At 74.5% G+C, this 26,309-nt stretch carries 25 protein-coding genes; 10 read left to right on the top strand and 15 right to left on the bottom strand.

The window, feature by feature from the left end; translation table 11 throughout:
• Positions 1–335 precede the first annotated feature (335 nt).
• Complete coding sequence (locus ACQEVB_RS13020; protein WP_432969619.1) at positions 336–2,372, bottom strand: ATP-dependent DNA helicase UvrD2; 2,037 nt, start codon at positions 2,370–2,372, stop codon at positions 336–338.
• Between the two features lie 22 nt (positions 2,373–2,394).
• On the opposite strand from ACQEVB_RS13020, the gene ACQEVB_RS13015 reads away from it, so the two are divergent.
• Positions 2,395–2,667, top strand: a complete 273-nt coding sequence (locus tag ACQEVB_RS13015) for a mycoredoxin (protein WP_432969616.1) — start codon at positions 2,395–2,397, stop codon at positions 2,665–2,667.
• A gap of 71 nt (positions 2,668–2,738) precedes the next feature.
• On the opposite strand, the gene ACQEVB_RS13010 is transcribed toward ACQEVB_RS13015, so the two are convergent.
• The 4 genes from ACQEVB_RS13010 to ACQEVB_RS12995 all read right to left on the bottom strand — a co-directional run bounded on the left by ACQEVB_RS13010 (position 2,739) and on the right by ACQEVB_RS12995 (position 7,320).
• Positions 2,739–3,629 (bottom strand): hypothetical protein, encoded by an 891-nt coding sequence (locus tag ACQEVB_RS13010; RefSeq protein WP_432969613.1) that lies wholly within the window; start codon positions 3,627–3,629, stop codon positions 2,739–2,741.
• 129 nt (positions 3,630–3,758) lie between these two features.
• Positions 3,759–4,676: an NAD(+) diphosphatase gene (gene nudC, locus ACQEVB_RS13005; RefSeq protein ID WP_432969610.1), complete on the bottom strand. Its 918-nt coding sequence runs from the start codon at positions 4,674–4,676 to the stop codon at positions 3,759–3,761.
• Complete coding sequence (locus ACQEVB_RS13000; protein ID WP_432969607.1) at positions 4,676–6,040, bottom strand: M16 family metallopeptidase; 1,365 nt, start codon at positions 6,038–6,040, stop codon at positions 4,676–4,678. The genes nudC and ACQEVB_RS13000 overlap by 1 nt, the downstream gene beginning before the upstream one ends.
• The gene (locus tag ACQEVB_RS12995) at positions 6,037–7,320 is read right to left on the bottom strand and encodes a M16 family metallopeptidase (protein ID WP_432980325.1); all 1,284 of its coding nucleotides are present in this window, start codon (positions 7,318–7,320) and stop codon (positions 6,037–6,039) included. Before ACQEVB_RS12995 ends, ACQEVB_RS13000 begins: the two co-directional genes overlap by 4 nt.
• An 81-nt stretch (positions 7,321–7,401) precedes the next feature.
• Here ACQEVB_RS12995 and ACQEVB_RS12990 point away from each other — a divergent pair, with 81 nt between their 5' ends.
• The gene (locus ACQEVB_RS12990) at positions 7,402–8,781 is read left to right on the top strand and encodes an MFS transporter (RefSeq protein ID WP_432969604.1); all 1,380 of its coding nucleotides are present in this window, start codon (positions 7,402–7,404) and stop codon (positions 8,779–8,781) included.
• Here the strand turns inward: ACQEVB_RS12990 and ACQEVB_RS12985 are convergent.
• A complete protein-coding gene (locus ACQEVB_RS12985; protein WP_432969601.1) occupies positions 8,739–9,740 on the bottom strand; it encodes a phenylacetaldoxime dehydratase family protein in 1,002 nt (333 codons plus the stop codon). The two genes, ACQEVB_RS12990 and ACQEVB_RS12985, sit on opposite strands and share 43 nt — an antisense overlap.
• 1 nt (position 9,741) lies before the next feature.
• A complete protein-coding gene (locus ACQEVB_RS12980; protein ID WP_432969598.1) occupies positions 9,742–10,761 on the bottom strand; it encodes a carbon-nitrogen hydrolase family protein in 1,020 nt (339 codons plus the stop codon).
• Between the two features lie 113 nt (positions 10,762–10,874).
• Here ACQEVB_RS12980 and ACQEVB_RS12975 point away from each other — a divergent pair, with 113 nt between their 5' ends.
• Together ACQEVB_RS12975 and ACQEVB_RS12970 are read left to right on the top strand one after the other, a co-directional pair.
• Positions 10,875–11,825: a helix-turn-helix domain-containing protein gene (locus ACQEVB_RS12975; protein WP_432969595.1), complete on the top strand. Its 951-nt coding sequence runs from the start codon at positions 10,875–10,877 to the stop codon at positions 11,823–11,825.
• A 17-nt stretch (positions 11,826–11,842) separates the two neighbouring features.
• Positions 11,843–12,655, top strand: coding sequence for an alpha/beta hydrolase (locus tag ACQEVB_RS12970; protein WP_432969592.1), 813 nt, complete (start codon positions 11,843–11,845; stop codon positions 12,653–12,655).
• On the opposite strand, the gene ACQEVB_RS12965 is transcribed toward ACQEVB_RS12970, so the two are convergent.
• Genes ACQEVB_RS12965 through ACQEVB_RS12955 form a run of 3 tightly spaced genes read right to left on the bottom strand, consistent with a single transcriptional unit; the run spans position 12,641 to position 15,728 of the window.
• A complete protein-coding gene (locus tag ACQEVB_RS12965) occupies positions 12,641–13,882 on the bottom strand; it encodes an aldehyde dehydrogenase family protein (protein ID WP_432969589.1) in 1,242 nt (413 codons plus the stop codon). The two genes, ACQEVB_RS12970 and ACQEVB_RS12965, sit on opposite strands and share 15 nt — an antisense overlap.
• A 13-nt stretch (positions 13,883–13,895) precedes the next feature.
• On the bottom strand, positions 13,896–14,741 hold the full coding sequence (locus tag ACQEVB_RS12960) for an exodeoxyribonuclease III (RefSeq protein WP_432969586.1): 846 nt from the start codon (positions 14,739–14,741) through the stop codon (positions 13,896–13,898).
• 15 nt (positions 14,742–14,756) lie between these two features.
• A complete protein-coding gene (locus ACQEVB_RS12955; protein ID WP_432969583.1) occupies positions 14,757–15,728 on the bottom strand; it encodes a hypothetical protein in 972 nt (323 codons plus the stop codon).
• A gap of 52 nt (positions 15,729–15,780) precedes the next feature.
• Here ACQEVB_RS12955 and xylA point away from each other — a divergent pair, with 52 nt between their 5' ends.
• From xylA to ACQEVB_RS12940, 3 genes are read left to right on the top strand one after another with little or no spacing between them, the layout of a single operon-like run.
• Positions 15,781–16,941, top strand: a complete 1,161-nt coding sequence (xylA, locus tag ACQEVB_RS12950) for a xylose isomerase (RefSeq protein WP_432969580.1) — start codon at positions 15,781–15,783, stop codon at positions 16,939–16,941.
• A complete protein-coding gene (gene xylB, locus ACQEVB_RS12945; RefSeq protein WP_432969577.1) occupies positions 16,942–18,339 on the top strand; it encodes a xylulokinase in 1,398 nt (465 codons plus the stop codon).
• The gene (locus ACQEVB_RS12940; protein WP_432969574.1) at positions 18,336–19,370 is read left to right on the top strand and encodes an ROK family transcriptional regulator; all 1,035 of its coding nucleotides are present in this window, start codon (positions 18,336–18,338) and stop codon (positions 19,368–19,370) included. Before xylB ends, ACQEVB_RS12940 begins: the two co-directional genes overlap by 4 nt.
• Here ACQEVB_RS12940 and ACQEVB_RS12935 read toward each other — a convergent pair.
• The 3 genes from ACQEVB_RS12935 to ACQEVB_RS12925 all read right to left on the bottom strand — a co-directional run bounded on the left by ACQEVB_RS12935 (position 19,357) and on the right by ACQEVB_RS12925 (position 22,159).
• A complete protein-coding gene (locus tag ACQEVB_RS12935; protein ID WP_432969571.1) occupies positions 19,357–19,800 on the bottom strand; it encodes a nuclear transport factor 2 family protein in 444 nt (147 codons plus the stop codon). The two genes, ACQEVB_RS12940 and ACQEVB_RS12935, sit on opposite strands and share 14 nt — an antisense overlap.
• Positions 19,801–19,876: 76 nt before the next feature.
• Positions 19,877–21,415: an HD domain-containing phosphohydrolase gene (locus ACQEVB_RS12930; RefSeq protein WP_432969568.1), complete on the bottom strand. Its 1,539-nt coding sequence runs from the start codon at positions 21,413–21,415 to the stop codon at positions 19,877–19,879.
• A gap of 21 nt (positions 21,416–21,436) precedes the next feature.
• The gene (locus ACQEVB_RS12925) at positions 21,437–22,159 is read right to left on the bottom strand and encodes a hypothetical protein (protein ID WP_432969565.1); all 723 of its coding nucleotides are present in this window, start codon (positions 22,157–22,159) and stop codon (positions 21,437–21,439) included.
• Between the two features lie 101 nt (positions 22,160–22,260).
• On the opposite strand from ACQEVB_RS12925, the gene ACQEVB_RS12920 reads away from it, so the two are divergent.
• On the top strand, positions 22,261–22,926 hold the full coding sequence (locus ACQEVB_RS12920; protein WP_432969562.1) for a response regulator transcription factor: 666 nt from the start codon (positions 22,261–22,263) through the stop codon (positions 22,924–22,926).
• On the top strand, positions 22,923–24,224 hold the full coding sequence (locus ACQEVB_RS12915) for an ATP-binding protein (RefSeq protein WP_432969559.1): 1,302 nt from the start codon (positions 22,923–22,925) through the stop codon (positions 24,222–24,224). Before ACQEVB_RS12920 ends, ACQEVB_RS12915 begins: the two co-directional genes overlap by 4 nt.
• On the opposite strand, the gene ACQEVB_RS12910 is transcribed toward ACQEVB_RS12915, so the two are convergent.
• The gene (locus ACQEVB_RS12910; RefSeq protein ID WP_432980322.1) at positions 24,188–25,186 is read right to left on the bottom strand and encodes a potassium channel family protein; all 999 of its coding nucleotides are present in this window, start codon (positions 25,184–25,186) and stop codon (positions 24,188–24,190) included. The genes ACQEVB_RS12915 and ACQEVB_RS12910 overlap by 37 nt on opposite strands.
• 123 nt (positions 25,187–25,309) lie before the next feature.
• Here ACQEVB_RS12910 and ACQEVB_RS12905 point away from each other — a divergent pair, with 123 nt between their 5' ends.
• Positions 25,310–25,699, top strand: coding sequence for a DoxX family protein (locus tag ACQEVB_RS12905; RefSeq protein WP_432969556.1), 390 nt, complete (start codon positions 25,310–25,312; stop codon positions 25,697–25,699).
• On the opposite strand, the gene ACQEVB_RS12900 is transcribed toward ACQEVB_RS12905, so the two are convergent.
• Entirely contained in the window at positions 25,665–26,252 is a 588-nt protein-coding gene (locus ACQEVB_RS12900; protein WP_432969553.1) for a dihydrofolate reductase family protein, read from the bottom strand. The genes ACQEVB_RS12905 and ACQEVB_RS12900 overlap by 35 nt on opposite strands.
• Positions 26,253–26,309 lie beyond the last annotated feature (57 nt).

Genomic DNA, 26,309 nt, shown 5'->3' with positions numbered 1-26,309 from the left:
CCACTGCGGACACACCTGTGCTGTTGTGATCGACGGTGAACCCGCCCGTGAAGATCACGGACGGAACCGGCTGCTTCTGCCCACGCGTGTACGCCCAGGCGCTACCCAGGGACGCTCGGAGGCGCGCGGCCGGTGCGGCGGCGACCAGTTCGGTCATCGGGATCATCGGAGTTGCACCTCCTTCAGGCGCTCGAGGCATGGCAGACGACGGGCCGGGTAGCTCGTCGTGGGTCCACCGTAAGGTGGGCCCACGACCCGCACAAGCTATTTACGAGATACTTCCCAGATCAATGAAACGATCCATCGATCGGGTGGTCAGCCGGTCACTGCGCGCTCTACTCGTCGCTGACGAGGGCCAGCACGGCGGGTCCGTAGCGGTCGATCTTGCGGGCGCCGATGCCGGGGATCGCGACGAGCGCGGCCCGGTCGGCCGGTCGCTGCTCGGCGATCGCCGTGAGCGTCGAGTCGGTGAGCACGACGAACGCCGGCACCTGCTGCTGCGCGGCCTCCGAGCTGCGCCACAGCTTCAGCCGCTCCAGCAGCTCCACATCGACGTCGGCCGGGCAGCCGGGGCAGCGCCGCAGCAGCGCGGCGTCCGCGCCGACCAGCGGTGATCCGCACACCCGGCACGTCGGCTTCGCCCGTCCGCGGCCGGTGTCGTCGGCGACGCGCGACGCCGCGTGGTGCTCGGGGATCAGGGCGTGCAGGAACCGGCTGCGCCGCCGCCGGCGCGGGCTGCCGGGCTGCCGCGACAGCGCCCACGACAGGTGCAGCACCCGCCGCGCCCGCGTGATGCCGACGTAGAGCAGCCGCCGCTCCTCCTCGATCGCGGCGTCGTCGCCGTCGGCGTGCTGGATCGGCAGCGTGCCCTCGGCGAGCCCGACGAGGAACACGACGTCCCACTCCAGGCCCTTCGCAGCGTGCAGGGAGGCGAGCGTGACGCCCTGGACGGTCGGCGGGTGCGCGGCGTCCGCGCGGACCTGCAGCTCTGCGGCGAAGCGCCGCAGGTCCGCCGCCGGCTCGACGGCGACCAGTTCCTCCGCCAGCTCGACCACGGCCAGCAGCGACTCCCACTGCGCCCGCTGCGCCGCACCGCCCGGCGGCTCCGGTGTGAGGCCGATCGGCGCGAGCACGGCACGGACGGCGTCGACGAGCGGGCCCGGCGCGTCCGCGGTGCGGATGGTGGCCATCGCCCGCCGGATCTCCGGGCGCTGGAAGAACCGCTCGCCGCCGCGCACCTGGTACGGCACGCCGACCTCGGTCAGCGCCTGCTCGTACACCTCCGACTGGGCGTTGATGCGGAAGAGCACCGCGATCTCGCTGGCCGGAGTGCCGTCGGCGATCATCCGCCGGATCTTGGCGGCGGTGGCGGCCGCCTCGGCCGGCTCGTCGTCCCACTCCGCGAAGCCCGGGTCGGGGCCGGGTGGCAGCTGGCCGGTGAGCGGGGTGCGGCTGCCGGCCGGCCGGTTGCGCGCGCCGCTGATCAGCGTGTTCGCGACCGACACGACCTGCGGGGTGGAGCGGTAGTCGCGGTGCAGCCGCACCACCGTCGCGTCGGGGAAGCGGCGCGGGAAGTCCAGCAGGTGCTTCGCGGTGGCCCCCGCGAACGTGTAGATCGTCTGGTTGGGGTCGCCGACCACCGTCAGGTCGTCGCGCTCGCCCACCCAGGCGTCGAGCACGCGCTGCTGCAGCGGCGTGACGTCCTGGTACTCGTCGACGACGAAGCAGCGGTACTGGTCGCGGAACTCCTGCGCGACGCCCGCGTCGTCCTCCAAGGCGGCGGCGACGTGGATCAGCAGGTCGTCGAAGTCGAGGACCTGCGCGCGGTTCTTCAGCTCCTCGTAGCCCGCGTAGACGGCGGCGACCTGCTCGACGGGCAGCGGGGTGTCGCGGCCGGCCGCGGCCTTCGGGTACGCGTCCGGGGTGACGAGGCTGGCCTTCGCCCACTCGATCTCCCCCGCCAGGTCGCGGACGGTCGTGTTCTCGGTGGGCACGCGCAGCCGGGTGGCGGCCTGGTTGACCGCGCGCAGCTTCTGGTCGATCAGCTGCCACGGCTCGCCGCCGATCACCCGCGGCCAGAAGTAGCGCAGCTGGCGCATCGCGGCCGCGTGGAACGTGCGGGCCTGCACGCCGCCGATGCCGAGCCCGCGCAGCCGGGTGCGCATCTCCCCCGCCGCGCGCGCCGTGAACGTGACCGCGAGGACCTGGCCCGGCGCGACGTGCCCCGTCGCGATCAGGTGCGCGATGCGGCGGGTGATCGTGCGGGTCTTGCCCGTGCCCGCGCCGGCGAGCACGCAGACCGGGCCGCGCGGGGCGGTGACGGCGGCGAGCTGTTCTGCATCGAGTCCAGAGTCCAGACCGTCGAGCGTCACACCGGCAGTCTCGCATCCGGGGATGACAACGCCGCGCACCGCTGTTGACATGGGCATGGCGCAGTTGACGATGTACTCGACGACCTGGTGCGGCTACTGCCGCCGGCTCAAGCTGCAGCTCGACCAGGCCGGGATCGCCTACGACGAGGTCGACATCGAGCGGGACCCCGAGGCGGCCAAGTTCGTCGAGAGCGTGAACGGCGGCAACCAGACGGTGCCCACGGTGACGTTCGCGGACGGCACGGCACTGACGAACCCCCCGTTCGCTGTGGTGGCGGAGAAGCTCGCCGCCTGACGTCACACAGCCAGTGCGGTCCTCACACATGTTGCAGCGTGTGTGAGGACCGCACTCGGTGTGTGACGTCGTCAGCGGGCCGCGAGCTGTGCCCGCAGTCGGGCCGCCACCGGGCCGAACGCGTCGAGGTCGGCCCACGTCCAGCGGACCACTGCGCGACCCGTCGCGCGGATCTCGTCCTCCCGGAGCTTCTCCTCGAACACCGCGTCGCCGGGGTCCTGGCCGGGACGCAGGAGGCGCCCGTACTTCACGCGACCGTCGAACTCGCCGACCACGCCGGCCTCCGGCCAGGCGAAGTCGCACCGGTGCCGCGTCCCCGGCACGCACCACTGCAGCACCGGCGTCGGTAGTCCGGCGTTGGCGAGCAGCACCCGACTGCGGGTCTCGCCGACGCTCTCACTGCGGCCGTCGGCGAACTCGAGCACGCGCCGTGCGGCGGGGGTGCCAGGCCAGCGCCGCATCGCGGCCAGCAGGCCCCACGCGCGCTCGCCGTCCCAGCCTTCACGGGCGAAGGCCGCGTCGGCGATCACGAGCGACTGGGTGAACGGCACCGCCCGACCGACGTCGACGACCGTGCGCTCGAGCGACGTGACCCGCATCCGCTCGACCACGACCACCTCGGCGGGATCGAGCGTGTTGGTGCGCACGTGCACGAGCTCGCCGTGCCGACCGCCACGGCATCTCCCCGGCCGCGTGACGTCGACGCGAGCCAGCGGAAGTCCCCACGTCGGCAGGCCGTGCACGACGGCGGCCGACACGTGGCTCACCACGGCCTCCTCCGACAGGTACTCCGTGGCCGCCCGGATCTTCAGCAGGTGCTCCTCGACGGCGTCCGCGGGTGGCGGACCGTGCACGTAGGCGCCGCGGCGAACGGGGCAGAGCGTCCCTCGTCGCCGCAGACTGCGCAGCTCGTCGTCGGAGAAGCCCTCGCGGAGCAGGTCGTGGCGCAGATGCAGGCTCATGAGCAACAGGGTGCCGAGCCGACCCCGTTCAGCGGGCCCGTTCCGCACAACTCATCGAGGTCACACACCGAGTGCGGTCCTCACACATGCTGCAACGTGTGTGCGGACCGCACTCGGTGTGTGACGTCGTCAGGCGGCGGCCCAGGACTCCAGCATCGATCTCGCGATGCTGATCGAGCCCGGCAGCAGTAGGCGTGCGCCGCTCGCTGCCCAGTCGCCTGCCGCCAGTGCCTCCTGGACCTCCGTGCGGGTGAGCCACATGGCCTCGGCGATCTCGCCGTCGGCGGGGAGCAGGGGGGCTTCCGGGTCGGCCACCGCGTGGAAGCCGATCATCAGGCTGCGCGGGAACGGCCAGGCCTGGCTGCCCAGGTAGGTCACGTCCGTGACGGCGAGGCCGACCTCCTCGTGCACCTCCCGCACCACGCACGCCTCGAGCGACTCGCCGGCCTCGACGAAACCGGCGAGCACCGAGAACCGGCCCTCGGGCCAGACCGGCTGCCGGGCCAGCAGCACCCGGGCGTCCGGGCCGGTGCCGCCGTCGTGCACCAGGCAGATCATCGACGGGTCGGTGCGCGGGTACTCCTCGTGCCCGTTCGCCGCGCAGATCCGGTGCCAGCCGGCGAGCGCGACGCGCGTCGGGGAGCCGTCGCGGGCGCAGAACGCGGCGGTGTCGTGCCAGTTCAGCACCGCGCAGGCGGTGACGAAGAGGCCGGCGCCGAGCGGGTCGAGCAGGGCGGCGGCCGTGCGCAGGTCGACCCAGTCGGCGGGGTCGTCGCCGGCGAGCAGGTCGGGGCCGCCGCGGATCCCCCAGTACGCGACGCCCTCGTGCTCACCGAGCAGCACGGCACCCTCGGTGGGTGTGGTGCCGGTGGTGGCGCGGGTGCGCAGCCGGGAGCCGTCGACGGGGGTGCGCCCCTTGTCGTCGACGACGACGAGCTGCGCCGTCGGCCAGCCGGCCTCCTGCCGGGCCAGGTCGAGGCGCAGGGTCTCGTCGCGGAACACCGCGGTGCGCGACAGGACCAGCGGCGCCGTCAGGCGGAACGTCATCAGCTGATGCCGCCCAGCGCCCGCACGCGCGGCCCGATCACGTCCGCGTCGCCGACGACGACGCCGGTGAACGCGGTCGGGCTGAAGAACCGCAGCGCGGCCTCGGCGACCTCGTCGACCGTGACGGCGGAGAGCGCGGCCGGGCGCCCGCGCACCCAGTCGACGTCGAGCCCGTCCGCGGCGAGGCCGGTGAGGGTGCCGGCCAGTCCGCCCTGGTTGTCGAGCGAGATCGCGAGCGACCCGATCGCGTAGGCGCGGGCCGACTCCACCTCGGCCGCCGTCGGCGGGACGGCGACCATGCGGGCCAGCTCGTAGCGGGTCTCCAGCAGGGCGGCCGCGGTGACGTCGCTGGCCACGTCCGTGTCGACGCCGAGCACCGCACCGCTGGGCACGAACTCGGTGCCCGAGTGCGCGCCGTAGGTGTAGCCCTTGTCCTCGCGCACGTTCTCCATCCAGCGGGAGGAGAAGTAGCCGCCGAACACCAGGTTGGCGAGCTGCAGCGCGGCGTAGCCGTCGTCGTGGCGGGTGAGCGCGGGCGCGGTGAGCCGCAGCTGCGACTGCACCGAGCCGGGCCGGTGCACCAGCTCGAGGTCGCCGGGCGTGATCGGCGGCGGCGCGGCCAGCTCGTACGCGGCGTGGTCGGCCGTCCAGCCGGCCAGCGCCCGCTCGACCTCGGCGATCGCGGCGTCGGGATCGATGTCGCCGACGAGCGTGAGGATGCTGCCGCCCGGCACGGTCGCAGCCGCGTGCAGCGCGCGCACCTGCTCGGCCGTGACGGTCTCGACGTCCTCCGGGCGGGGCATCTCCCGCGTGATCGGGTGGTCGCCGAACCGCTTGCGCTGCAGCGCCTCCCGCGCGATGGTGCGCGGCTGCGCGAGCGCGACGGTGAGCCGCTCGATCAGCCGGGTGCGCTCGCGGGCCACCTCCTCGTCGGCGAACGACGGTGCCGTGAGGACGTCGGCGAGCACGTCGAGCACGGTCGTGAGGCCATCGGCCAGCCCGGAACCGCTGACGGCGAGCCGCTCGGGATCGACGGTCACGCCCAGCTCGGCGCCGACGCCGGCCAGCTCGTCGTCGATCGCGACGCGGTCCTTGCCGGCCGTGCCGGCGAGCAGCGTGGACGAGAGCACCTCGGCGATCGCCGTGTGCTCGGGCGCCTGCGTCGCGTACGGCACGCGCAGCCGCAGCTCCACCATCGGCACCGAGGCACGCCGGGCGGCGAGCACCCGCAGCCCACTGGGCAGGACGTGCTCGGTGACGTCGGGCAGCGGCACCTCGCGGGTGGCGCCCAGCTCGGGCAGCGGGCGCGGGCCGGTCGCGGTGCGGCCGATCTCCTCCGCGCTGCGGTGGGTCACGACGGTCACGACTGCTCCCCCTTGGGCTCCACGAGAAGGACACCACGGCCGGCCGAGCGCAGGTTCGCCGCGGCAGCGGCCACCTGGTCCGGCGTGACCGCGGCCAGGCGCTGCGGCAGCTCGACGGCCAGCTCGGCGCGACCGAACAGCAGCTCGCGGGCGCCGAGCCCGAGCATGCGGTAGACCTCGCGGTCGGTCTCCTGGTAGAGCGCCGCCGACCAGCGCGCCACCTGCCGCGCCAGCTCCTCCGCCGACGGGCCTGCGGCCGCGAGCTTGTCCAGCTCCTCGTCCACCGCCGCGACGACCTGGTCGGGCTCGACGCCGACCGGGTGCACCGCGGTGATGGTGAACGTGTCGGGGTTGCGGGCGTCCAGCGAGCCCATTAGCCCTGCCCCGGCGGACACGTCGGTGACCAGGCCGTCGCCGTGCACGAGCCGGCGCTGCAGGCGGGCGGCCTCGCCGTCGCCGAGCACCGACGCGAGCAGGGCGTGGCCCAGGTAGGAGTCGAGCTCGGTGCCCGGGTCGGGCAGCCGGTAGCCGATCGCGAGCGCCGGCAGCGGCGCGTGCGCGTCGGTGATCGACCTGCGCCGCTCCGCGCCCGGGATCGGCTCGTGGAACGACGGGCGCACCGGCGTCGGCCGGGCCGGGATGTCGCCGAAGTGCTTCTCGACCAGCTTCATCGTCTCGTCGACGTCGAGGTAGCCGGCGACGGTGACCTGCGCGTTGCCCGGCGCGTAGTAGGTGTCGAAGAACGCGGCGGCGTCGTCGAGGGTGGCCTGTTCCAGCTCGGAGAAGTCGCCGTAGCCGTTGTGCGCGTTGGGGAAGGTGTCGTAGAGGACCGGCGGCAGCGTGATCCACGGGAACCCGCCGTACGGCCGGTTCAGCACGTTGAGCCGGATCTCCTCCTTGACGACGTCGACCTGGTTGCGCAGGTTCTCCTCGGTGAGCTTCGGCGCGCGCAGCCGGTCGGCCTCCAGGAACAGCGCCCGCTCCAGCGCCGCGGCCGGCAACACCTCGAAGTAGTCGGTGTAGTCCTGGTGGGTGGAGCCGTTGAAGATCCCGCCCGAGCCCTGGACGTGCCGGAAGTGGGCGAGCTTCTCCAGGCTCTCGCTGCCCTGGAACATGAGGTGCTCGAACAGGTGCGCGAACCCGGTGCGCCCCTCCGGCTCCGACCGGAACCCGACGTCGACGTGCACGGCGACCGCGACGACCGGGGTGGCCGGATCGGGGGCGATCAGCACCCGCAGGCCGTTGGGGAGGGTGGCCCGGTGGAGCTCCACCGTGGGCAGTTCGACAGGCACGGTTCGAATCTAACCTCCCGCAGAGAACGGGCTTGACCTCCACCCGAGTTCAACCGTCACTCTTGTCCGGTGACCACCACCGTCCCCGTCCGTGCCGAGCTGTTCTCCCCCGACCGTCGCGCCACCACGATCGGCATCGTGATGCTGATCAGCATCGTCGCGTTCGAGGCGATGGGGGTCGGCACGGCCATGCCGGCGGTCGTGGACGACCTCGGCGCGGTCGCGCAGTACGCGTGGCCGTTCGTCGCGTTCATGGCCGCGGCCGTGTTCGGCACGGTGCTCGTCGGGCGGTGGTGCGACCGGGCCGGCCCACGGGGCGCGCTGCTCGCCTCGCCGCTGGTGTTCATGGCGGGCCTGGCGCTGGCCGGGAGCGCGACCACCCTCGTGCAGCTGCTCGGCGGGCGGGCGCTGCAGGGGCTCGGCGCCGGCGGGGTCGGCGTCGCGGTCTACGTGCTGATCGCCGTCGTCTACCCGGAACGGGCCCGGCCCGCCGTGTTCGCGCTGACGTCGTCGGCGTGGGTGCTGCCGACGCTGATCGGCCCGCCGATCTCGGGTGCGGTGACCGAGGCGTGGTCGTGGCACTGGGTGTTCCTCGGCCTGATCCCGCTGACGCTGGTGGCGACGCTGCTCGTGGTGCCGGCGGTGCGGGCGCTGACCCCGCCCGCGGACGCCCGCCCGGCACGGCGCTGGCTGGTGCCGGCCGCCTTCGGTGCGGCGGTCGGCGTGACGGCGTTGAGCTGGGCCGGCGAGCACGTCGACGGCACCGCCGCCGTCGTAGCGGTGGTGGCGCTGGTCGTGCTCGTGCCGTCGCTGTCGCGGCTGCTGCCGGGCGGCGTGGTGACGGCCCGGCGCGGCATCTCCTCGGTCGTGCTGGCCCGCGGCATGCTCGCGGGCACCTTCTTCGCCGCCAACTCCTTCGTCCCCCTGATGCTGAACGGCACCCACGGCTGGTCGCTGACCGTCGCCGGCCTCCCGCTGATCGCCGGTTCGCTCGGCTGGTCGAGCGCCTCGGCGTGGCAGGGCCGCCATCCCGATCTGTCGCGGTCGATGCTGCTGCGGGTGGGGTTCGCCCTGGTCGCGACGGGGGTGGCGGGGCTGCTGCTCGTCGCGCCGACGTGGGGACCGGCCTGGGTGGCCGTCCCCGCGTGGGCGATCGCGGGCGTCGGGATGGGCCTCGGGTTCTCGTCGATCTCGTTCCTGCTGCTGAAGCAGTCCGAGGCGGGCGACGTCGGGTTCAACACGGCCGCTGCCCAGATCGCCGACCAGCTCAGCACCGCGCTGCTGATCGGCCTGGGCGGGGCGCTGCTCAGCCTCCTCGGCACACCGCCGGCGGCCCTGCCTGTGCTGCTCGTGGCGCTGGTGGCGATCGCGCTGGTCGGGACGACGGTCGTGGCCGGCCGGACCGCTCACACCGCCATGAGCCCGGTCCCCGGCAGGCAGTCGACGTAGGTGAACGACTGCTCGTCGGCGCTCGCCACGGAGACCTCGTGGTAGAGCCGCAGACGAGCTGCCGGGCCGAGCGTGGACAGGTAGCGCATCGCCGCGCCGAAGATCGCGACGTGGGTGGGGTGCGACTCCGCCCAGCGCTCCAGGTGCGCGAGCGACCGCCACCAGCTCATGCCGAACGTGCGGTCGACGGGCCGTCCGTCCTCGACGACCGTGAGGTAGCGGTTGGCGTAGCAGCCGATCGCCGCGCCCTCGTCACGCAGGAAGTCCATGCCCGCGCGCAGCACCGGCTCGACGTCCTCGAGGTACATGCGGCGCTCGTCGCCGTCGGTGTCGGTCCAGTCCTGGCCGGAGCGGATCAGGCAGATGCCGCTCGCCGGGCGGATGCGCACGCGGCCACCGTCCTCCTCGACGACGGGTTCGCCGATGGGCGCGAGCGCGTCGGTCTGCGACAGCGGGATCCGGTCGCGCATGCCGCCCCAGTAGGCGTGCTCCTGGATCTCCCCGGACATCCCGTCGGCGATCACGGCGACGCCCTCCGGCCGGCCGAGGGAGGAGAACAGCGTCTCGTGCTCCTGGACGGTCGGACGGATGATCTCGGCCCAGCGGCCGTTGCCGTCGCGGACGTCGAGCCATTCCCCGTCGTGGGTCGCGAGCCAGCGGTCGAAGGCCGCGGGGTCGTCCCAGTAGGCGGCCGTGACGATCTCGCGGATGCCGTCCGGGCGGACGTGGGTGGAGCGGTCGTGGTGGCCCGGCCCGTCGGTGGCGGCGAGGGCGGCGTCGAGTCCGGCCAGCATCGGCTGCCCGGTCCGCACCTGCAGGCCCAGGTAGGCCATCACGACCTGGCGCACTGCTGGCCGAGACCTTGCCACGAACGACGGGTACGGCGGCGCGTAATCGTCCGGGACGCGCTTGTGCCGCGTCCGCTCCATGAGCAGGTGGCCGGGGATCGCCGACTCCATCTCAGACCTCCGCGCGCTGCGGCTGAAGGGCCTCGAACCCGTCCTCGATCTCGACGCCGGGCGCGCTGAACGGCACCACCCGGTCGCCGGGGGTCTTGTTGAGCAGCAGCCGCGTGACGTCCGGGCGCGCGTAGTGCCCGGCCGGGTCGGCCGCGGCCTTGGCCAGCGAGATCATGCCGAGGTCGAGCTCGGCGTAGACGAGGCCCTCCTCGTCCTCGGCGAGCTGGTTGCTGATCAGCTGCCCGTCCGGGGCGTAGATGCCGGCGAACCCGCCACCGGGGAGCAGTAGCTGACGCTTCATGTCGTCGGTGCACATGAGCTCGACCATCTCGGGCGAGACCGTCGCGCACGGGGCCAGCACGAAGCAGCCGCCCTCGACGGCGTAGATGCGGCTGGCGGAGGTGTTGACCTCGGCGCCCAGCGCGTACGCGCCGCCGCGGTAGAGCGAGAAGCTCGGCCAGGCGGCGACGTGCACCTGCTCGTCCTGCGCGTACATGGCGTACTTCGACAGCGGCTGCAGGTGCTCCCAGCAGCACAGCCCGCCGAGCCGGCCGAGCGGGGTGTCGTGGACGGCGAGGTCGCTGCCGTCGCCGTCGCCGAACACGGTGCGCTCGACGTGCGTGGGCTTGAGCTTTCGGCGCTTCGCGATCGTCTCGCCGTCGGGGCCGATCAGCCACTGCGCGATGTAGAGGCTGCCGCCCTTGTGCTCGGACAGGCCCATGACGACCGTGATCCGGTGCTCCCGGGCGGCCGCGGCCAGCTTCTCGGCCTGTGGAGACCCGTAGGCCAGCGAGTTGTCGTGGTAGCGCGGGAAGAACTGCAGCCCCCACGCCGGCGAGTCGAGCCAGATGAACCAGGGGTAGCCCGGCAGCCAGGTCTCCGGGAACGCGATCAGCGACGCCCCGTTCGCGGCAGCCTCCGCGATGAGCGAGATCGCCTTGTCGACGCCGGCGTCGAGGTCGAGGAACGCGGGAGCGACCTGCACGGCCGCCGCGGTGAACTTCGGGTGCTGGATGCTCATGGCCGGCAACGATGACGGCGTTCGGGCGCCGGCGCTGGTCCCTGCGTGTCGTCCTCGTTGACTCAACGGCGCAACATCTTGCCTGGTGAAGGCACCGTCCCTACCGTCGATCCATGGCGCGCCTGCTCACCACCGACGAGGTGGACGCGCGCGATCGGCTGGCCTACTGGAACGACGCGGTCTCCGACGCGTACGTCAGCCTCACCTGCGACACCCCGACGGCCGACGTCGTCGGCAACATCAGCGTCGACTCGCTGGCCACGCTGGAGCTCTCCCAGGTGACGGCGACGGCGCAGCGGGTGCGGCGCACGCCGGCGCTCATCGCGCAGGCGGCCGAGGACTACTTCCTGGTCAGCATCCAGACCCGCGGGGTGGGGCACATCGTGCAGGACGGCCGGGTGGCGGAGCTGCAGCCCGGCGACTTCGCCCTCTACGACTCCACCCGGCCCTACGAGCTGCACTTCGCCGGCGACTTCCAGGAGTACGTCCTGATGTTGCCCGGCCCGACGCTGCGGTCCCAGCTGAGCGCGACGCACGAGCTGACCGCGCGCGGGGTGCACGGCGCGAGCGGCGCCGGCCACCTCATGATCCAGATGATCCGCACGCTGGCCGCTGACATCGCGGTGCTCGAACCGGCCGCCGCGGCGGCGGTCGCGCAGAGCGTCGAGCACATCGTCGTGGCGGGGCTCAGCTCGCTCGCCGGGCAGGCCGCGCCGGAACCGTCGGCGGCGGCCCGCCGGGCGGAGGTCAAGGCAGCGGCCACGGCCCGGCTGCGCGACCCCGGGCTCACCGTCGCCGCGCTGGCCGCCCAGCTGCACACGTCCGTCAGCACGCTGCACCGCGCGTTCGCCGGCGAGCCCGCGTCGATCGCGGAGTGGATCTGGGCCCGCCGCCTCGACGCCGTCCGCGCCGACCTGTGCGACCCGGCGCTGCGCCACCGCACGATCGGCGACCTCGCGTTCTCCTGGGGCTTCTCCGACGCCTCGCACTTCAGCCGCGCGTTCCGCGCACGGTTCGGGGCCACCGCGCGGCAGGTGCGGGCCGAGACCGCCGCGCAGCGTTGACGTCGCTCGGCAGGCGGATGCTCATCGGGACCGGTCTCGTCGTCGCGGTGCTGGCGGCGGGCCTGATCGGGCTGTGGGCCGGGCAGCGGGCGTTGATCTACTTCCCGCAGACCGGATCGCCGATACGGCCCGCCGACGACGTCCTTCCCGGCGCTCGCGACGTGACGCTGCGGACCGCCGACGGGCTCGACCTCGGAGCCTGGTTCCTGCCCGCCGGCGTCACCACCGTGCTGGTCGCCAACGGCAACGCCGGCGACCGCTCGGTGCGCGCCCCGCTCGCCGCGGCGCTCGCGGCCCGCGGCCTGTCCGTGCTGCTCTTCGACTACCGCGGGTACGGCGGGAACCCCGGCACGCCGACCGAGGAGGGGCTGGCCCTCGACGTGCGGGCCGCGCACCGGTACCTCGTCGACGACCTCGGCGTGCCGCCAGGGCGGATCCTGTACTACGGGGAGAGCCTCGGCGCGGCGGTCGTGACCGAGCTCGCCACCGAGCACCCGCCGGCCGGACTGCTCCTGCGCTCCCCCTTCACCGAGCTCGCCGACGTCGGCCGCGCGCACTACCCGTTCCTGCCGGTGGGTGCGCTGCTGCGGGAGCGCTACCCGCTCGCCGAAGGACTCCGCCGGATCTCCGTGCCCACGACGGTCGTGTACGGGTCGGCGGACCGGATGGTCCCGCCTGCGCTGAGCCGGGCCGTCGCGGCGGCCGCCGCGGGACCCGTCGAGGTCGTCGAGGTGCCGGGCGCCGACCACAACGACCTCGCGCTGCTGCGCGGGCCGGAGCTGATCGGCGCCGTCGGCGCGCTCGCCGAGCGTGCGTCAGGACGCCGGTAGCACCACGAATTGGCGCAGCGAGAGGTCCACGTAGGTGACCGGGCCGCGCGGGCCGGGCGTGTGGTCGACGTTGATGCCGGTCTCGGGCAGCCCGAGCAGCTTGTAGCCGTCGAGGAGCCGGGTGGTGGCGTTCCAGAAGACGCCGGTGCCCGTGTAGGCGTCGATGAACGCGGTGGCGGCGGCCTCGTCGGCCGCGCAGACGGTGGCGGCCAGGCCGGACGTCTCGCGGGCGGCGAGCTGCGCGGCCGCCACCGGGCCGTCGACGGCAGTGACGGTGACGTGCTGCTCGTTGCCCGAGTCGAGCGCCCACTCGTGGCCGAGCGCGTGGTCGTGCGGCGGCAGGCTGGGGGTGATGCCGCGGTCGGCGAGCGCCTTCTCCGCGACGGGCCACAGCCGGTCGTAGGCGGGCCGGTCGACGAGCAGCAGGTTGAGCCGGTTGCACACGCCGAGCCGGTCGGTGCCCTCGGTGACCAGGCGCGTCACCTCGGCCTCGGCCGCGCTCGCGTCGAGGTAGAGCACGCCGCCGCCGTCGGCGTGGGCGAGCACGCGGGTGCCGGCGGCCGCGCCGAGGGCGGACAGCCGGCGGGTGACCTCGCCGCTCCCGCGCACCACGACGAGCGGGACCAGGTCGGGCAGCCCGACCAGCGCGTCGGCGCCGGCGTGGCCGGGCACGGGCACCAGCTGCACGGCCGCGGACGGCACGCCGTGCGCGTCGAGGGCCGGCGCGATGACCTCCTCGACCAGGGCCCGGGCGCTGCCCAGCGCGGCCGCTCCGGTGCGCAGCACGGCGGCCGACCGGGCCTTGAGGACCTGCGACGCGACGTCGACCGTGACGTTCGGGCGGGCCTCGAACACCGCCCCGATCACCCCGACCGGCACGCGCCGCTCGAACACCCGCTCCCCCGTCGGCAGGGTGCGGACCTCGCGCTGGGCCGGCGGCTCGGGGGTGTCGGCGAGGACCTCCAGCTGGTGGGCGATGTCGGCCAGCCGCTCCGGGCCGAGGCGCAGGCGGTCGAGCAGGCCCGGCGCCATCCCGTTCGCCTCGGCGGTGGCGACGTCCGCCGCGTTCGCGGCGAGCACGCGGTCGGCGCGCTCGCGGATCAGCTGCGCCATCGTGCGCAGCGCGGCGTCGACGGCCGGTCCACCGGCCGCACGCACCCCCGGGGCGGCGGCTGCTGCCCGCTCGGCGGCGGCCCGCACGGCGGCGGCTTCTGGAGTCGCGTTCACGCCGCCAGGGTAGTCACCGCTTCGGCAGCTTCTTCGGCGTGGACGGGGGCGGGACGACCGGGCCGATGTCGCCGTCCGGCGCCCCGTCCAGGTCGATGATCACCGGCGCGTGGTCGCTGGGGCCGGAGCCCTTGCGTGCCTTGCGGTCCACCCACGCCGCGGCGACGCGGCCCGCCGGGTCGGACCCGGCGAGGACGAGGTCGATGCGCATGCCGAGGTCCTGGTGGAAGCGGCCGGCGCGGTAGTCCCAGTAGGTGAAGACGCGGTCCTCGGCCGGCCAGCGGTCACGCACGACGTCGGCGAGCCCGAGCTCGACGAGCGCCGCGAGCGCAGCCCGTTCCGGCGGTGTGACGTGCGTGGAGTGGGTGAAGACGGCCGGGTCCCACACATCGCGGTCGGTGGGTGCGATGTTCATGTCACCGGCGACGACCGCGGTGGCCGGGTCGGTGACGGAGTCGCGGAGCGCGGCGAGCCACTCCAGCTTGTACGCGTAGTGCGGGTCGTCCGGGGTGCGGCCGTTGGGCACGTAGACGGAGGTGATGCGCAGGCCGCCGCAGGTCGCGGTGACGGCGCGGGCCTCGATGACGTCGGCGAACTTCGGCGCGCCCGGCAGCTCCCGTTCGACGTCGTCCAGGCCGACGCGCGACAGCAGCGCCACCCCGTTCCAGCGGCCCTCGCCGACGTGCGCGACCTGGTAGCCGCGCTCGGCGAGCGGCTCGTCGAAGGTCTCGGCGAAGGCCTCGTCGGAGAGCTTGGTCTCCTGCAGGCACACGATGTCGGGCTGCCGCTCGTCCAGCCACGGCAGCAGCCGGGGCAGCCGGACGAGCGCCGAGTTCACGTTCCAGGTCGCGAGGCGCACGCCTGCGCACGCTACTCAGGGACGTCTGGGCTGCAGCCAGAGCACCACGCACAGGCCGGCGGCGACGAGCGTCGCCGCCAGCAGGACCCAGGCGCCGGCCCCGAGGGTGGTGGTGATGCCGATGTCGGCGATGGACTGGGCGTCGACGAGGGCGAGCCACGCGATCCAGATCGCGACGAACACCCCGGCGACCACGCCGGCGGCCACGGTGAGCAGGGGTGCAGCCCGTTCGGCGCCCCGCATGTCGAGCACGATCAGCGCGCCGAGGAGCAGTGCCGCGGCGGCGATCACGAGCGGGACGCCGACGAGCGCGGTCGCCTGGCCGGCGTCGCCCGGCGGCCCGGGCTCGACGGCGAAGCTCCAGCCCGTGGCGTACCCGACCGACGGCGGGTTGCCCGCGAAGGTGGTGACGGTGATGGCGAGGAAGCTGCCCACCACCGCGAGCGCGGCCGCGAGTACGGCCACCAGCGCGGCACCGGGCCGCGAGCCACCAGGGGGCTCGTTGTCGTCACCGCGCAGGGCCCGCGGGGCGAGGACCGCGGCGACCACGGCCAGCACCGCCGCGACCATGAGCAGCCACGCCCCGATGCCGGGCGTGTCGACGGCCTGCAGGTCGGGGAAGCGGCTGCGCTGCAGCTCGACGTTGCGCGCGGTGGCCGAGGCGGCCAGCCGGATCGTGACGACGAGCCCGACGAGCAGGCCGGCGGCGGCCGTCACGGCCGCGACGGCGCCCCGGCGCGACCTGCGCAGCATCAGCACGGCAGCCGCGATGAGAACGAGCGCGGTGAGCGTGAGCGGGATCCCGTAGAGGGGGATGCCCGTGGCCGAGCCGGGACCGGTCCACGCTGTGGTGTAGCGGCGGCCGTCGACGGCGGCCACGTCCAGCGGCAGCACCGTGCCGGCGATCGTGACCATCGCGGCCACACCGGCGACGGTGGCCACGACGGACGGCGAGCCGACCCCCGTCCGGACCCTTCCCCCCTGCATGCGCGCACGCTACCGTGCAAGAGTTAGTACGAACATCGAACAAAGGAGTGCGATGCCTGCCGCGCCCACCCCAGAGGACCGCTTCAGCTTCGGCCTGTGGACGGTCGGCTGGCCCGCCCGCGACCCGTTCGGCGAAGCCACCCGGCCTGCCCTCGACCCCGTCGAGAGCGTGCACCGGCTCGCCGAGCTCGGCGCGTACGGCGTCACGTTCCACGACGACGACCTGCTGCCGCCCGGCAGCGACCGCCCCGCCGTCCTCAAGCGGTTCCGCGCCGCGCTGGAGCAGACCGGGCTCGTCGTGCCGATGATGACCACCAACCTGTTCACCCATCCGGTGTTCAAGGACGGCGCGTTCACGTCCAACGACCGCGGCGTGCGCCGGTACGCGCTGCGCAAGACCCTCCGCAACCTCGAGCTCGCCGCCGAGCTGGGCGCGACGACGTACGTGTTCTGGGGCGGGCGCGAAGGCGCCGAGGTCGACTCCGGCAAGGACGTCGGCGCCGCGCTCGACCGCTACCGCGAGGCCATCGACACGCTCGCCGCGCACGTCAAGGAGCAGGGCTGGGGCATCCGGTTCGCCATCGAGCCGAAGCCGAACGAGCCGCGCGGCGACATCCTGCTGCCCACCCTCGGCCACGCGCTGGCGTTCATCGCCGGGCTGGAGCACGGCGACATCGTCGGCATCAACCCCGAGGTCGGCCACGAGCAGATGGCCGGGCTCAACTACACCGCGGGCATCGCGCAGGCGCTGTGGGCCGGCAAGCTCTTCCACATCGACCTGAACGGGCAGCGCGGCATCAAGTACGACCAGGACCTGGTGTTCGGCCACGGCGACCTGCTCTCCGCGTTCGCCACCGTCGACCTGCTCGAAACGGGCGGCTACGACGGCCCGCGGCACTTCGACTACAAGCCGCTGCGCACCGAGGACGTCGACGGCGTCTGGACGTCGGCCGCCGCCAACATGCGCACGTACCTGCTGCTCAAGGAGCGGGCCGCGGCGTTCCGGGCCGACCCGGAGGTGGCCGAGGCGCTGGCGGTGGCCGGGGTCGCCGACCTCGCCCAGCCCACCCTCGGGGCGGGCGAGTCGCTGGCCGACCTCGCCGCCGACCGCTCGGCGTTCGAGGACTACGACGCCGACAAGGCCGGGGAGCGCGGCTACGGCTACGTCCGGCTGAACCAGCTCGCGGTCGAGCACCTGATGGGGGCCCGTTAGATGCTCGTGGCTGGTGTCGACTCGTCGACGCAGTCGTGCACCGTCGTGATCCGCGACGCCGACACCGGGGCACTCGTGCGCTCCGGGTCGGCGAAGCACCCCGCCGGCACGGAGGTCGATCCCGCCGCCTGGTGGGACGCGCTGCAGGAGGCGCTCGCGGCCGCCGGTGGGCTCGACGACGTCGGCGCGATCGCCGTCGCCGGGCAGCAGCACGGCATGGTCTGCCTCGACGCCGACGGGGAGGTGGTGCGCCCGGCGCTGCTGTGGAACGACACCCGCTCGGCGCAGGCCACCGCCGACCTGATCGACGAGTACGGCGCTGCGGAGTGGGCCGACGCCACCGGCACGCTGCCCGTCCCGTCGATCACGGTGACGAAGCTGCGCTGGCTGGCGACGCACGAGCCGGACAACGCGGCCCGGACGGCGGCCGTGTGCCTGCCGCACGACTGGTTGACGTGGAAGCTGCGCGGCACCGGCCGTCTGGACGACCTCGTCACCGACCGCGGCGACGCGTCCGGCACCGGCTACTTCTCCGGCGTCACGAACGCGTACCTGCCGGAGCTGCTGGAGCTCGGGCTGGGCCGTTCCGACGTGGTGCTGCCGCGGGTGTTGGGCCCGAACTCGGAAGCCGGCCGCACCCCGTCCGGGGTGGTGTTGGGACCGGGCACCGGCGACAACGCCGGTGCCGCGCTCGGGCTGGGCGCCGGGCCGGGTGACGTGGTGGTGTCGCTGGGCACGTCCGGGGTGGTGTCGGCGGTCAGCTCCGTGCCGACGGCGGACCCGACCGGCATCATCGCCGGGTTCGCCTCCGCGTCGGGCGAGCACCTGCCGCTGGTGTGCACGCTCAACGCCGCACGCGTGCTCGACGCGGCGTGCGCGCTGCTGCGCGTCGACCACACGGAGCTCGCCCGGCTGGCGCTGGCCGCGCCGGCGGGTTCGGGCGGGCTGGTGCTCGTCCCGTACCTGGAGGGCGAGCGCACCCCCAACCGGCCGGACGCGACGGGTGCGCTGCACGGCATCACGCTCGCCACGTCCACGCCATCACATCTGGCGCGCGCCTATGTGGAAGGGCTGGCGAGCGGGCTCGCCGACGCGCTGGACGCGCTGGTCGCGGCCGGGGTGCCGGTGGAGCGGGTGTTCCTGATCGGTGGCGGTGCACGGTCGGACGCGGTCGCGTCGATCACGCCGGCCGTGTTCGGCACGCCCGTGCTGCGGCCGACGCCCGGCGAGTACGTGGCGGACGGCGCGGCGCGGCAGGCCGCGTGGGTGCTCTCCGGGGCGGACGCGCCGCCGGAGTGGGCGGCCGCCGACACCGAGCGGTTCGAGGCGGAGCCCACGCCGGCCGTCCGGGAGCGGTACGCGGCGGTGCGGGACATGACCGCCACGCAGCTGCGGTGACGTCACCAGCCGGGCATCGCACCGTCCGGCGGCACAACCTGGCACTCGTGCTGGGTTGTGTCGCCGAGGCGGAGCCGCTCTCCCGGGCCCGCGTGGCGGACCGGACCGGCCTCACCCGCGGCACCGTCTCCTCCCTGGTGGACGAGCTGATCGAGGCTCGCCTGCTGACGGAGCTGGCCGTCGAGCGCGGCGGCACCGGGCGGCCGGCCGCCCCGCTGCAGCTCAACCGGGCCGGTCCGGCCGGGCTCGGGCTGGAGCTCGGCGTCGACCGGCTCGGCGCGTGCGTCGTCGACCTCACGGGAGCGGTGCGCGCGCAGGTGGTCGTGCCGTCGGAGCACCGCGACACCGACCCGGCTGCGGTGCTGGACGCGCTCGCCGCGCTCGGCGAGCAGGTGCGTACCGCGGCGGGGCTGCCGCTCGCGGGAACCCATCTGGCCGTGCCCGGCATCGTCGGGGATCGGGCGGTCGTGCGGCTGCCGAACCTGCCCCGCTGGACCGGCGTCGACGCGGCCGGCGGGATCGCCGAACGGCTCGGCGTCCCGGCCGGTGTCGCGAACGAGGCCGACCTCGCCGCGCTCGCCGAGCTGTGGTTCGGCCAGGCCCCGGCCGACTTCCTGCACGTCTCGGCCGGGATCGGCATCGGCGCCGGCATCGTGCTCGGCGGCGAGCTGTTCCGCGGGGCCGGGGGCCGGGCCGGCGAGCTCGGGCACGTCGTCGTCGAACCGGACGGGCCGGCGTGCCGCTGCGGTGGCCGTGGCTGCCTCGAAGAGGTGGTGCGGCTGGCCGAGCCGCACCGGACCGCCCGCGCGTTCGGGGTGGCGCTGGTCGGCGCGGTCGCGCTGATGGACGTGCGGACGATCGTGCTCGGCGGGCTGGACCCAGCCGTCGCTGAGCCGCTGCGGGCCGCCGTCGCCGCCGAGCTGGCCCGCCTGGACCCCCCGGTCGCGGTCGCGCTGGGCGATCCGGCGGCCGGGGGTGCGCTGCGGGGCGCCGCAGCGACGGTGGTGCGAGCACTGGTCAGGAACCCGTGACCGTGTCCTCGCCGCGGGCCGCGCGGATGTGCTTGGCCGTGTCGACGTAGTGCCGCAAGCGGGTGACCTTGCCCGTGTCGTCGAACGTCCAGAGGTGCAGTTCCTCGTCGGCGAACCGGCCGCCACCGGGCAGGTCGAACGCGACCCGGACCTCGACGACGACCTGGCGGCCGGAGCCGATCACGTCGAGCACGTCGAACTCGCGGACGGTCCAGCCGGCGACGGAGGCGAAGAAGTCGGCGGCACCCTGGACGCCGCGGCGCGCCGCGAGGTGCTCGACGCCGGCGCGCTGGGAGTCGTGGGTGAGCTCCCACTGGTCCCACGCGACGTCGTCGGCGAGGCGGTCGAGGATCGCGGGCACGTCGCCGCGACCGAACGCCGCGTAGATGTCGGCGACGGCCGTGGCGTTGCCGGTGTCGGTGCTGGTCATCGGGTGCTCCCGGGGTCGGTGGTGCTGGCCGGGAGAGCGTGGCGGCGTCCCGCGGGACGCACATCGGTCGTTCGACCTACCGGGGCGGCGCCGGCAGCAGCCCGTGCTCCGCGGCGAAGACGGCGGCGCCGGCGCGGGTGCGCCGCCCGGTCTTGTCGTAGACGTGGGCGAGGTGGTGGCCGACGGTGCGCTCGGAGATGCGCAGCCGGTCGGCGATGGCCCGGTTGGACAGTCCTCGGGCGGCCAGGCGCAGCACGTCGACCTCGCGGTCGGTGAGGTCGCACGGCCACGCGGCCGGCAGCACCGGCAGCCCGGCCCCGTCGAGGACGGCCGCGCACGCCTCCCGGTCGAGCCGGCCGGCGCTCGCCTCCTCGGCCAGCACCGTGCGGGCGGCGTCGAGGCTCAGCGCCGGGCGGTGCGGGCGGTCCTCGGTCAGCGCGGCGAACACGTCGGCCGCGGCCAGCACCCGCGCCGCGAACGGCAGCTCGGCGGCCCGCAGCCCGCGGTGGTAGCCGCTGCCGTCACACCGCTCGTGGTGGCCGGCGGCGAGCTCGGCGAGCGGCGCGAGGCCCGGGCAGCGGCGCAACACGCGATCGGTCCAGTAGGTGTGGAGCCGGACGCGTTCCTGGTCCGCCGGGCCGAGTGGACCCGGCCGGTCCCACACCGAGCTGGGCACGGCGACCCGGCCGATGTCGTGGAGCAGTGCGGCGCAGCGCAGGGTGTCGCGGTCGGCCAGGCCGGCAGCCTCCGCTGCTGCGTCCGCGATCCGCGCGACGTGCGGCGAGTGTCCGACGAGGTGGGTGCCCTTCAGGTCGGCCAGCGTCGCCAGCGCGGCACAGAACCGCTCCCGCTGCGCGGCTGTCACGGGCGGCGCGGGTACGGGTTCGGCGGCGGCGACCGCCTTCAGCAGGTCGGGCGCGGCCAGCCCGGCGAGCAGTTCGTCCCCGGCCACCGCGAACACGGCAGCCAGGTCGGGATCGAGGTGCCCGCCCGCGCGCCGCTCCACCTCGGCGGCCGCGGCGGGCACGCCGCCCTCGGCGTGCGCGAACACGGCCTGCTCCGCGACGTGCACGATCCGCCCGACGAGGCTGATCTCCGCCCCGCGGCGGCCGTCGGGGATGCCGAGGCCGTCCCAGCGCTCGTAGACGTCGTCGAGCGCGTCGAGCACGGTGGGCGGCAGGCTGAGCCGGCCGCCGAGGGCCCGGCTGACCTCGCAGCCGCTGCGCGCCGCCACCGGACCCACGGTCGGCGCGATCTCGGCGAAGTGCCGCGCCAGCGCGGGCTGCGCCGCACCGCCCCAGGCACCGAACGTGCCCAGCTGTGCACGGAAGACGGACGGATCGCCCGGATCGAGCCGCTTCAGCACGGCCTGGAACGCCGTGTCGTCGCCGAAGTGGGCGGCGTTCTCGGACGCGTGCGCCGTGCAGCCGATCGAGCGCAGCAGCGCGGCGGTGTGCACGGCCGCCCGCTCGGCGGTGGGCAGCCCGAGCGTGCCCGCGAACGCTGTCGCGACCAGGCAGGTGCGCAGCCCCTTCTCGAACGGCAGGCCGCTGGCCAGGTCGGTGGTGAGCGACAGCGCCGCGAACACCTCGGTGACCGTCGTCACGTCCCGCACCGGGGCAGACTAGGACAGGTCCTAAGCCTTCGGCAGCACCGTGACCGTGGTCGCCGTGATGGTGGTGCCCGACGCGGTGCCGGTGACGGCGATGACGTCGCCGACAGCCGGCTTCGGGTTGGCCGCGGCCGTGTTCACGGTGACGACGAGGCCGTCGGCCGAGGTGACGGTGGCGGTGTCACCGGCCACCGCGGTGACCGTGCCGACGACGCGCGCCTGCGGCGCCCGGACGGCGACGGCCGTGGCGGCGTCGCCGCTGCCGGAGACGACCACCGCGATCCGCTGACCCGGCTTCAGCTCCGCCAGCGACCGCGTACCGGGACCGGCGACGCGGGTGCGGTCGTCGGTGCGCAGTGTGCGCTGGGCCGCGCCGTCCGGCGCCACGACGAGGGTGCCGTTGCCGGTGGACACCACCGTGCCGAGGACCACCGGCCCGCGCAGCGCCGCCTCGCGCCCACGACCAGGACTCCAGGCGTCGCCGCGACCGCCGGGTCCCCGCTCGAACCGCGGCCCGAACGGGCCCGGCCCGCGCTCGTCGAGGCGGGCGATGCCGCCCGGCCCGAACCGCTCGACGTGCGCAGGCCGGGAGAACAGCAGCGCACCGGCGACCCCGCCGACGACGAGCAGCGCGAGCCCGGCGAGGGCGAGGCCCACGCCCGTCCTGGTGGGGCGGAAGCGCCGCGGCTGCGGCTGAGGTGGTGGTGGCGGCGCGGATTGCTGCGTGGGCGGCTCCGGTGTGGTCATGACGGCCAATCTCGACCCGCTCGCTGAACGGAACCTGAAACCCGACACACCCTTCAGGCGATCTTCAGCTCGGCCCGCGTCCCGGCGTCGACAATGGCGGGATGGGCGCGCGGGTGCTGGTGGTGGAGGACGCGGAGGCGATCCGCACCGCCGTCGTCGCCGGACTGACCGCGGCCGGGTACGGGGCGGCCGGTCGGGTCGACGGCCGCACGCTCGAGGACGACCTGGCCCGGTTCCGGCCCGACCTGGTGGTGCTCGACGTGATGCTGCCCGGCCGGGACGGGTTCGCGCTGCTCGACGTGGTGCGGCGCAGCAGCGACGCCGGCGTCGTGATGCTGACGGCGCGCGACGCCGTCGACGACCGGCTGCGCGGCCTGCACGGCGGCGCCGACGACTACGTGGTGAAGCCGTTCGCGCTGGCCGAGCTGGTGGCGCGGGTGACGGCGGTGCTGCGGCGGATGGGCCGCACGCCGTCCACCGTCGAGATCGGGGACCTGCTGGTCGACGCGACCGCCGGGGAGGTGCGCCGCGGCGGCGAGCCGATCGAGCTGACCGCCACCGAGCTGCGGCTGCTCGACTACCTGGCCGCGCAGCGCGGGCGCGTCGTCAGCAAGGGGCAGATCCTCACCGGGGTGTGGGGCTACACGGACTACGACCCCAACCTGGTGGAGGTGCACGTGTCGGCGCTGCGCCGCAAGCTCGGCGAACCGCGGCTGCTGCACACGGTCCGCGGCCTCGGGTACGTGCTGCGCGCGGAGCAGCCGTGAGGTCGCTCCGCGCGCGGGTGACGGCCTCGTCGCTGGGCGTCCTTGCCATCGTGCTGGTGGGCATCACGCTGCTCACCGACGTCGTGTTCGTGGCACAGAGCAACGCCGACCTGCGCGCCGCCGTGGCCGCCCGGGCGGCACTGGCGCAGCAGCTGGCCACCCAGGGCCTCGACGCCGACGAGATCGCCCGCGAGGTGTCAGCGCCTGGCATCCGCGCCGTCGTCGCGCGACCGGGCGTGCCCCGGCCGCAGGGGCCGCCGTGGCCGCGCCGCCGCGGGCCCGCCGACCAGGTCGTCGAGCAACCGCTGCGGAACGGGGCGCAGCTGGTGCTGATCGGCGAGGCCGGACCGGTCTCGGACGCGCAGGAGCGGCTGCGCCGCATCCTCATCCTGCTCGGGCTGGCGGCGCTCGCGGTGGCCGGCGCGGTCACGCTGTGGACGACCAAGCTGGCGCTCGCCCCGCTCGACGCGATGACGGCGCTGGCCCGCTCCATCTCCCGCGGCGACCGCGGCCGCCGGCTCGCCCCCGAGCGCACCGACACCGAGCTGGGCCGCACCGCCGCCGCGTTCGACGACATGCTCGACGCGTTGGAGCGCTCCGAAGCCGCGGCCGTCGCGTCCGAGGCACGCACCCGGCGGTTCGTCGCCGACGCCGCGCACGAGCTGCGCACCCCGCTGGCCGGCGTGCACGCCGTCGTCGAGACCGTGATGGACCCCGGGCTGCCCGCCGAGCAGCGCGAACGGCTGCACCTCCTGCTCCTGCGCGAGAGCCGCCGCGCCGCCCGACTCGTCGACGACCTGCTGGCGCTGGCCCGCATCGACGCCGGCATCGAGCTGCAGCGCGCACCCGTCGACCTGCTGGAACTGGCGCAGGGCGAGGCCGAGCGGGCGCGGTTGCTGGACCCCGACCGGCCCGTCACCGTCGAGGGGACGGCGAGCGTCGTCGACGGCGACCCGGCCCGGCTGGCCCAGGTGCTGGGCAACCTGCTCGACAACGCGCGCCGGCACACCCCGCCCGGGTCGCCGGTCGCGATCCACGTCGGCGACGGGCGGGTGCGCGTGACCGACCACGGCCCCGGCGTCCCCGAGGCGGACCGGGAACGGATCTTCGACCGGCTCGTGCGGCTCGACGAGGCGCGGACGGACGGCGGCGCCGGACTGGGCCTGGCCATCGCCCGCGGTATCGCGCGGGCACACGGCGGCGACCTGAGGTGTGCGGCGGCGGCGGGGAGCGAAGGCGCGGAGTTCGTGCTGACGCTGCCTCAGTCCTCGTCGGGCAGCGTGGCCTTCCGTACGTAGAGGAGGCGGTCGCCGCGTTCCAGTGCGTCCACCGCGCTGGCGTCCACACGGTAGAGGTCGTCGCCGCGCACCACGCCCAGGACGATGTCGGCGAGGTGGCGCGGAGAGCCGCCGATCTCGTTCTCCTCGACGTCGCGCTCGCTGATGGCGAAGCCGGCCTCGGGGGTGAGCAGGTCCTCGATCACCTCGACGACGGCCGGGGTGGTGGTGGCCGCGCCGAGCAGCCGGCCCGCCGTCTCCGCCGAGACGATGACGGAGTTGGCGCCGGACTGGCGCAGCAGGTGCACGTTCTCCGACTCCCGCACGGACGCGACGATGCGGATGTCCGGGGCCAGCTCGCGCGCGGTCAGGGTGACCAGCACGGCGGTGTCGTCCCGGTTGGTGGCGATCACGATGGCGCTGGCCTTCTGCACGCCCGCGATGCGCAGCACGCTGGAGCGCGTGGCGTTGCCCGTGACGGTGACCAGCCCGAGGGCGGACGCGGCGTCGAGCTGGGCCCGGTCGGTGTCGACGACCACGATGTCGGTGGGCTCGGTCCCGTCCCCGAGCAGGGTCTCGACGGCGGCGCGGCCCTTGGTGCCGTAGCCGACGACGACCGTGTGGTTGCGCACGCGTGTCCTCCAGCGCTGGATGCGGAAGCCCTGACGGGACCGTTCGGTGAGCAGCTCGACGGTGGTGCCGACGAAGGTGATCAGGAAGATCAGCCGCAGCGGCGTGACGAACACCGTCGTCATCAGCCGGGCGAAGTCCGTGACCGGCACGATGTCGCCGTAGCCGGTGGTGGAGACCGACACCGTCGAGTAGTAGAAGGCGTCGAGCAGGCTGATGCCGTCGTTGTTGTTGTTGTCCTTGTAGCCGTCGCCGCCGAAGTAGACGATCAGCGCGGTGATCACGAGCGCGCCCAGCGCGATCGCGAGCCTGCGCAGCAGCGCCACGACCGGGGTGGCGCCGGACTCCGGCATGCGGATGGGTCCGACGAGGGACGGATCCGCGATGGGTCGGCGGCGCCGAGCTCTCCTCACGGCGCGTGACGATAGCTGCTGGTCGGTCCGGCCCAGCGCGACGCCCGTGCAACGATCACCCGCGTGAGCTCCCGCACCCCTCGTTCGGCACGCGCGCTCGCCGTGTTCCTCGCCGCGGCGGGCGCCTCGCACTTCGCAGTGCCGGCGTTGTACGACCGGCTGGTGCCCGAGGTGCTCCCCGGGACGCCGCGGCTGTGGACGCAGCTGTCGGGCGTCGCCGAGCTGGCCGTCGCGGCGGCGGTGGCGCTGCCGCGCACCCGACGGGTGGGCGGGCTTGCCGCAGCCGCCCTGTTCGTGGCGGTGCTGCCGGCGAACGTGAAGATGGCGGTCGACTGGTCGGACCGCTCCCCCGCCGAACGCGCGATCGCGTACGGCCGGCTGCCCCTGCAGCTGCCGCTGGTGCTGTGGGCGCGGCGGGTCAGTCGCGCCGCGGCTCCAGCACCTGGTGGATGAGGCCGCCGGACGTGACGGCGGTGTCGACGACCCGGAACCCGACGGGTGCCGCGCCCTCGGCGAACAGTCGCTTGCCCGCGCCGAGCACGACCGGGAACGTCACCAACCGGTAGGTGTCGACGAGGCCGGCGTCGTGCAGGGTGCGCACGAGCTGCCAGCTGCCGTGCACCTGCAGCTCCCGCCCGGACCGCGCCTTGAGCTCGCGGACGGCGGCGACGACGTCTCCGGTGATGATGCTGGTGTTCGCCCAGGTCGACGACGTGATCGTGCTGGACGGGACGTGCTTGGGCAGGCCGTTGAGGGCAGCGGCGATCGCGTCGTCGGGATCGGTGACCGTCGACCAGTAGGACTGCATGTCGTCGTGTGTGGAGCGGCCGAGCAGGAACTCGTCGGCGTGGGTGAACCAGCCGCTGACGATGGCGCCGAACTCGGCGTCGGCGTAGGGGCCGACCCAGCCGCCCTGGTCGAAGCCGTTGCTGCGGTCCTCGTCCGGGGCGCCGGGGGCCTGCATGACGCCGTCGAGGGAGAGGAAGGTGTGCACGGTGAGCTGCATGCCGTGTTGACCATGGCGGGCCGCGGAACTCATCGGTCCGCCTGCTCGACCGGCTCT

The organism is Pseudonocardia sp. CA-107938 (assembly GCF_050936315.1).
Lineage (GTDB): Bacteria > Actinomycetota > Actinomycetes > Mycobacteriales > Pseudonocardiaceae > Pseudonocardia.
This window is presented reverse-complemented; position numbering and strand designations above follow the sequence as displayed.

Bases quoted from the DNA above. Each gene is read 5' to 3' on its own strand.
- ACQEVB_RS12925 (WP_432969565.1), bottom strand. From the start codon at position 22,159: ATGACCACACCGGAGCCGCCCACGCAGCAATCCGCGCCGCCACCACCA.
- xylA (WP_432969580.1), top strand. From the start codon at position 15,781: ATGCCTGCCGCGCCCACCCCAGAGGACCGCTTCAGCTTCGGCCTGTGG.
- ACQEVB_RS12910 (WP_432980322.1), bottom strand. From the start codon at position 25,186: ATGCCGGAGTCCGGCGCCACCCCGGTCGTGGCGCTGCTGCGCAGGCTC.
- nudC (WP_432969610.1), bottom strand. From the start codon at position 4,676: ATGACGTTCCGCCTGACGGCGCCGCTGGTCCTGTCGCGCACCGCGGTG.
- xylB (WP_432969577.1), top strand. From the start codon at position 16,942: ATGCTCGTGGCTGGTGTCGACTCGTCGACGCAGTCGTGCACCGTCGTG.
- ACQEVB_RS12985 (WP_432969601.1), bottom strand. From the start codon at position 9,740: ATGGAGTCGGCGATCCCCGGCCACCTGCTCATGGAGCGGACGCGGCAC.
- ACQEVB_RS12955 (WP_432969583.1), bottom strand. From the start codon at position 15,728: ATGCAGGGGGGAAGGGTCCGGACGGGGGTCGGCTCGCCGTCCGTCGTG.
- ACQEVB_RS12980 (WP_432969598.1), bottom strand. From the start codon at position 10,761: ATGAGCATCCAGCACCCGAAGTTCACCGCGGCGGCCGTGCAGGTCGCT.
- ACQEVB_RS12935 (WP_432969571.1), bottom strand. From the start codon at position 19,800: ATGACCAGCACCGACACCGGCAACGCCACGGCCGTCGCCGACATCTAC.
- ACQEVB_RS12920 (WP_432969562.1), top strand. From the start codon at position 22,261: ATGGGCGCGCGGGTGCTGGTGGTGGAGGACGCGGAGGCGATCCGCACC.
- ACQEVB_RS13015 (WP_432969616.1), top strand. From the start codon at position 2,395: ATGACAACGCCGCGCACCGCTGTTGACATGGGCATGGCGCAGTTGACG.
- ACQEVB_RS12900 (WP_432969553.1), bottom strand. From the start codon at position 26,252: ATGCAGCTCACCGTGCACACCTTCCTCTCCCTCGACGGCGTCATGCAG.
- ACQEVB_RS13010 (WP_432969613.1), bottom strand. From the start codon at position 3,629: ATGAGCCTGCATCTGCGCCACGACCTGCTCCGCGAGGGCTTCTCCGAC.
- ACQEVB_RS12970 (WP_432969592.1), top strand. From the start codon at position 11,843: ATGCTCATCGGGACCGGTCTCGTCGTCGCGGTGCTGGCGGCGGGCCTG.
- ACQEVB_RS12975 (WP_432969595.1), top strand. From the start codon at position 10,875: ATGGCGCGCCTGCTCACCACCGACGAGGTGGACGCGCGCGATCGGCTG.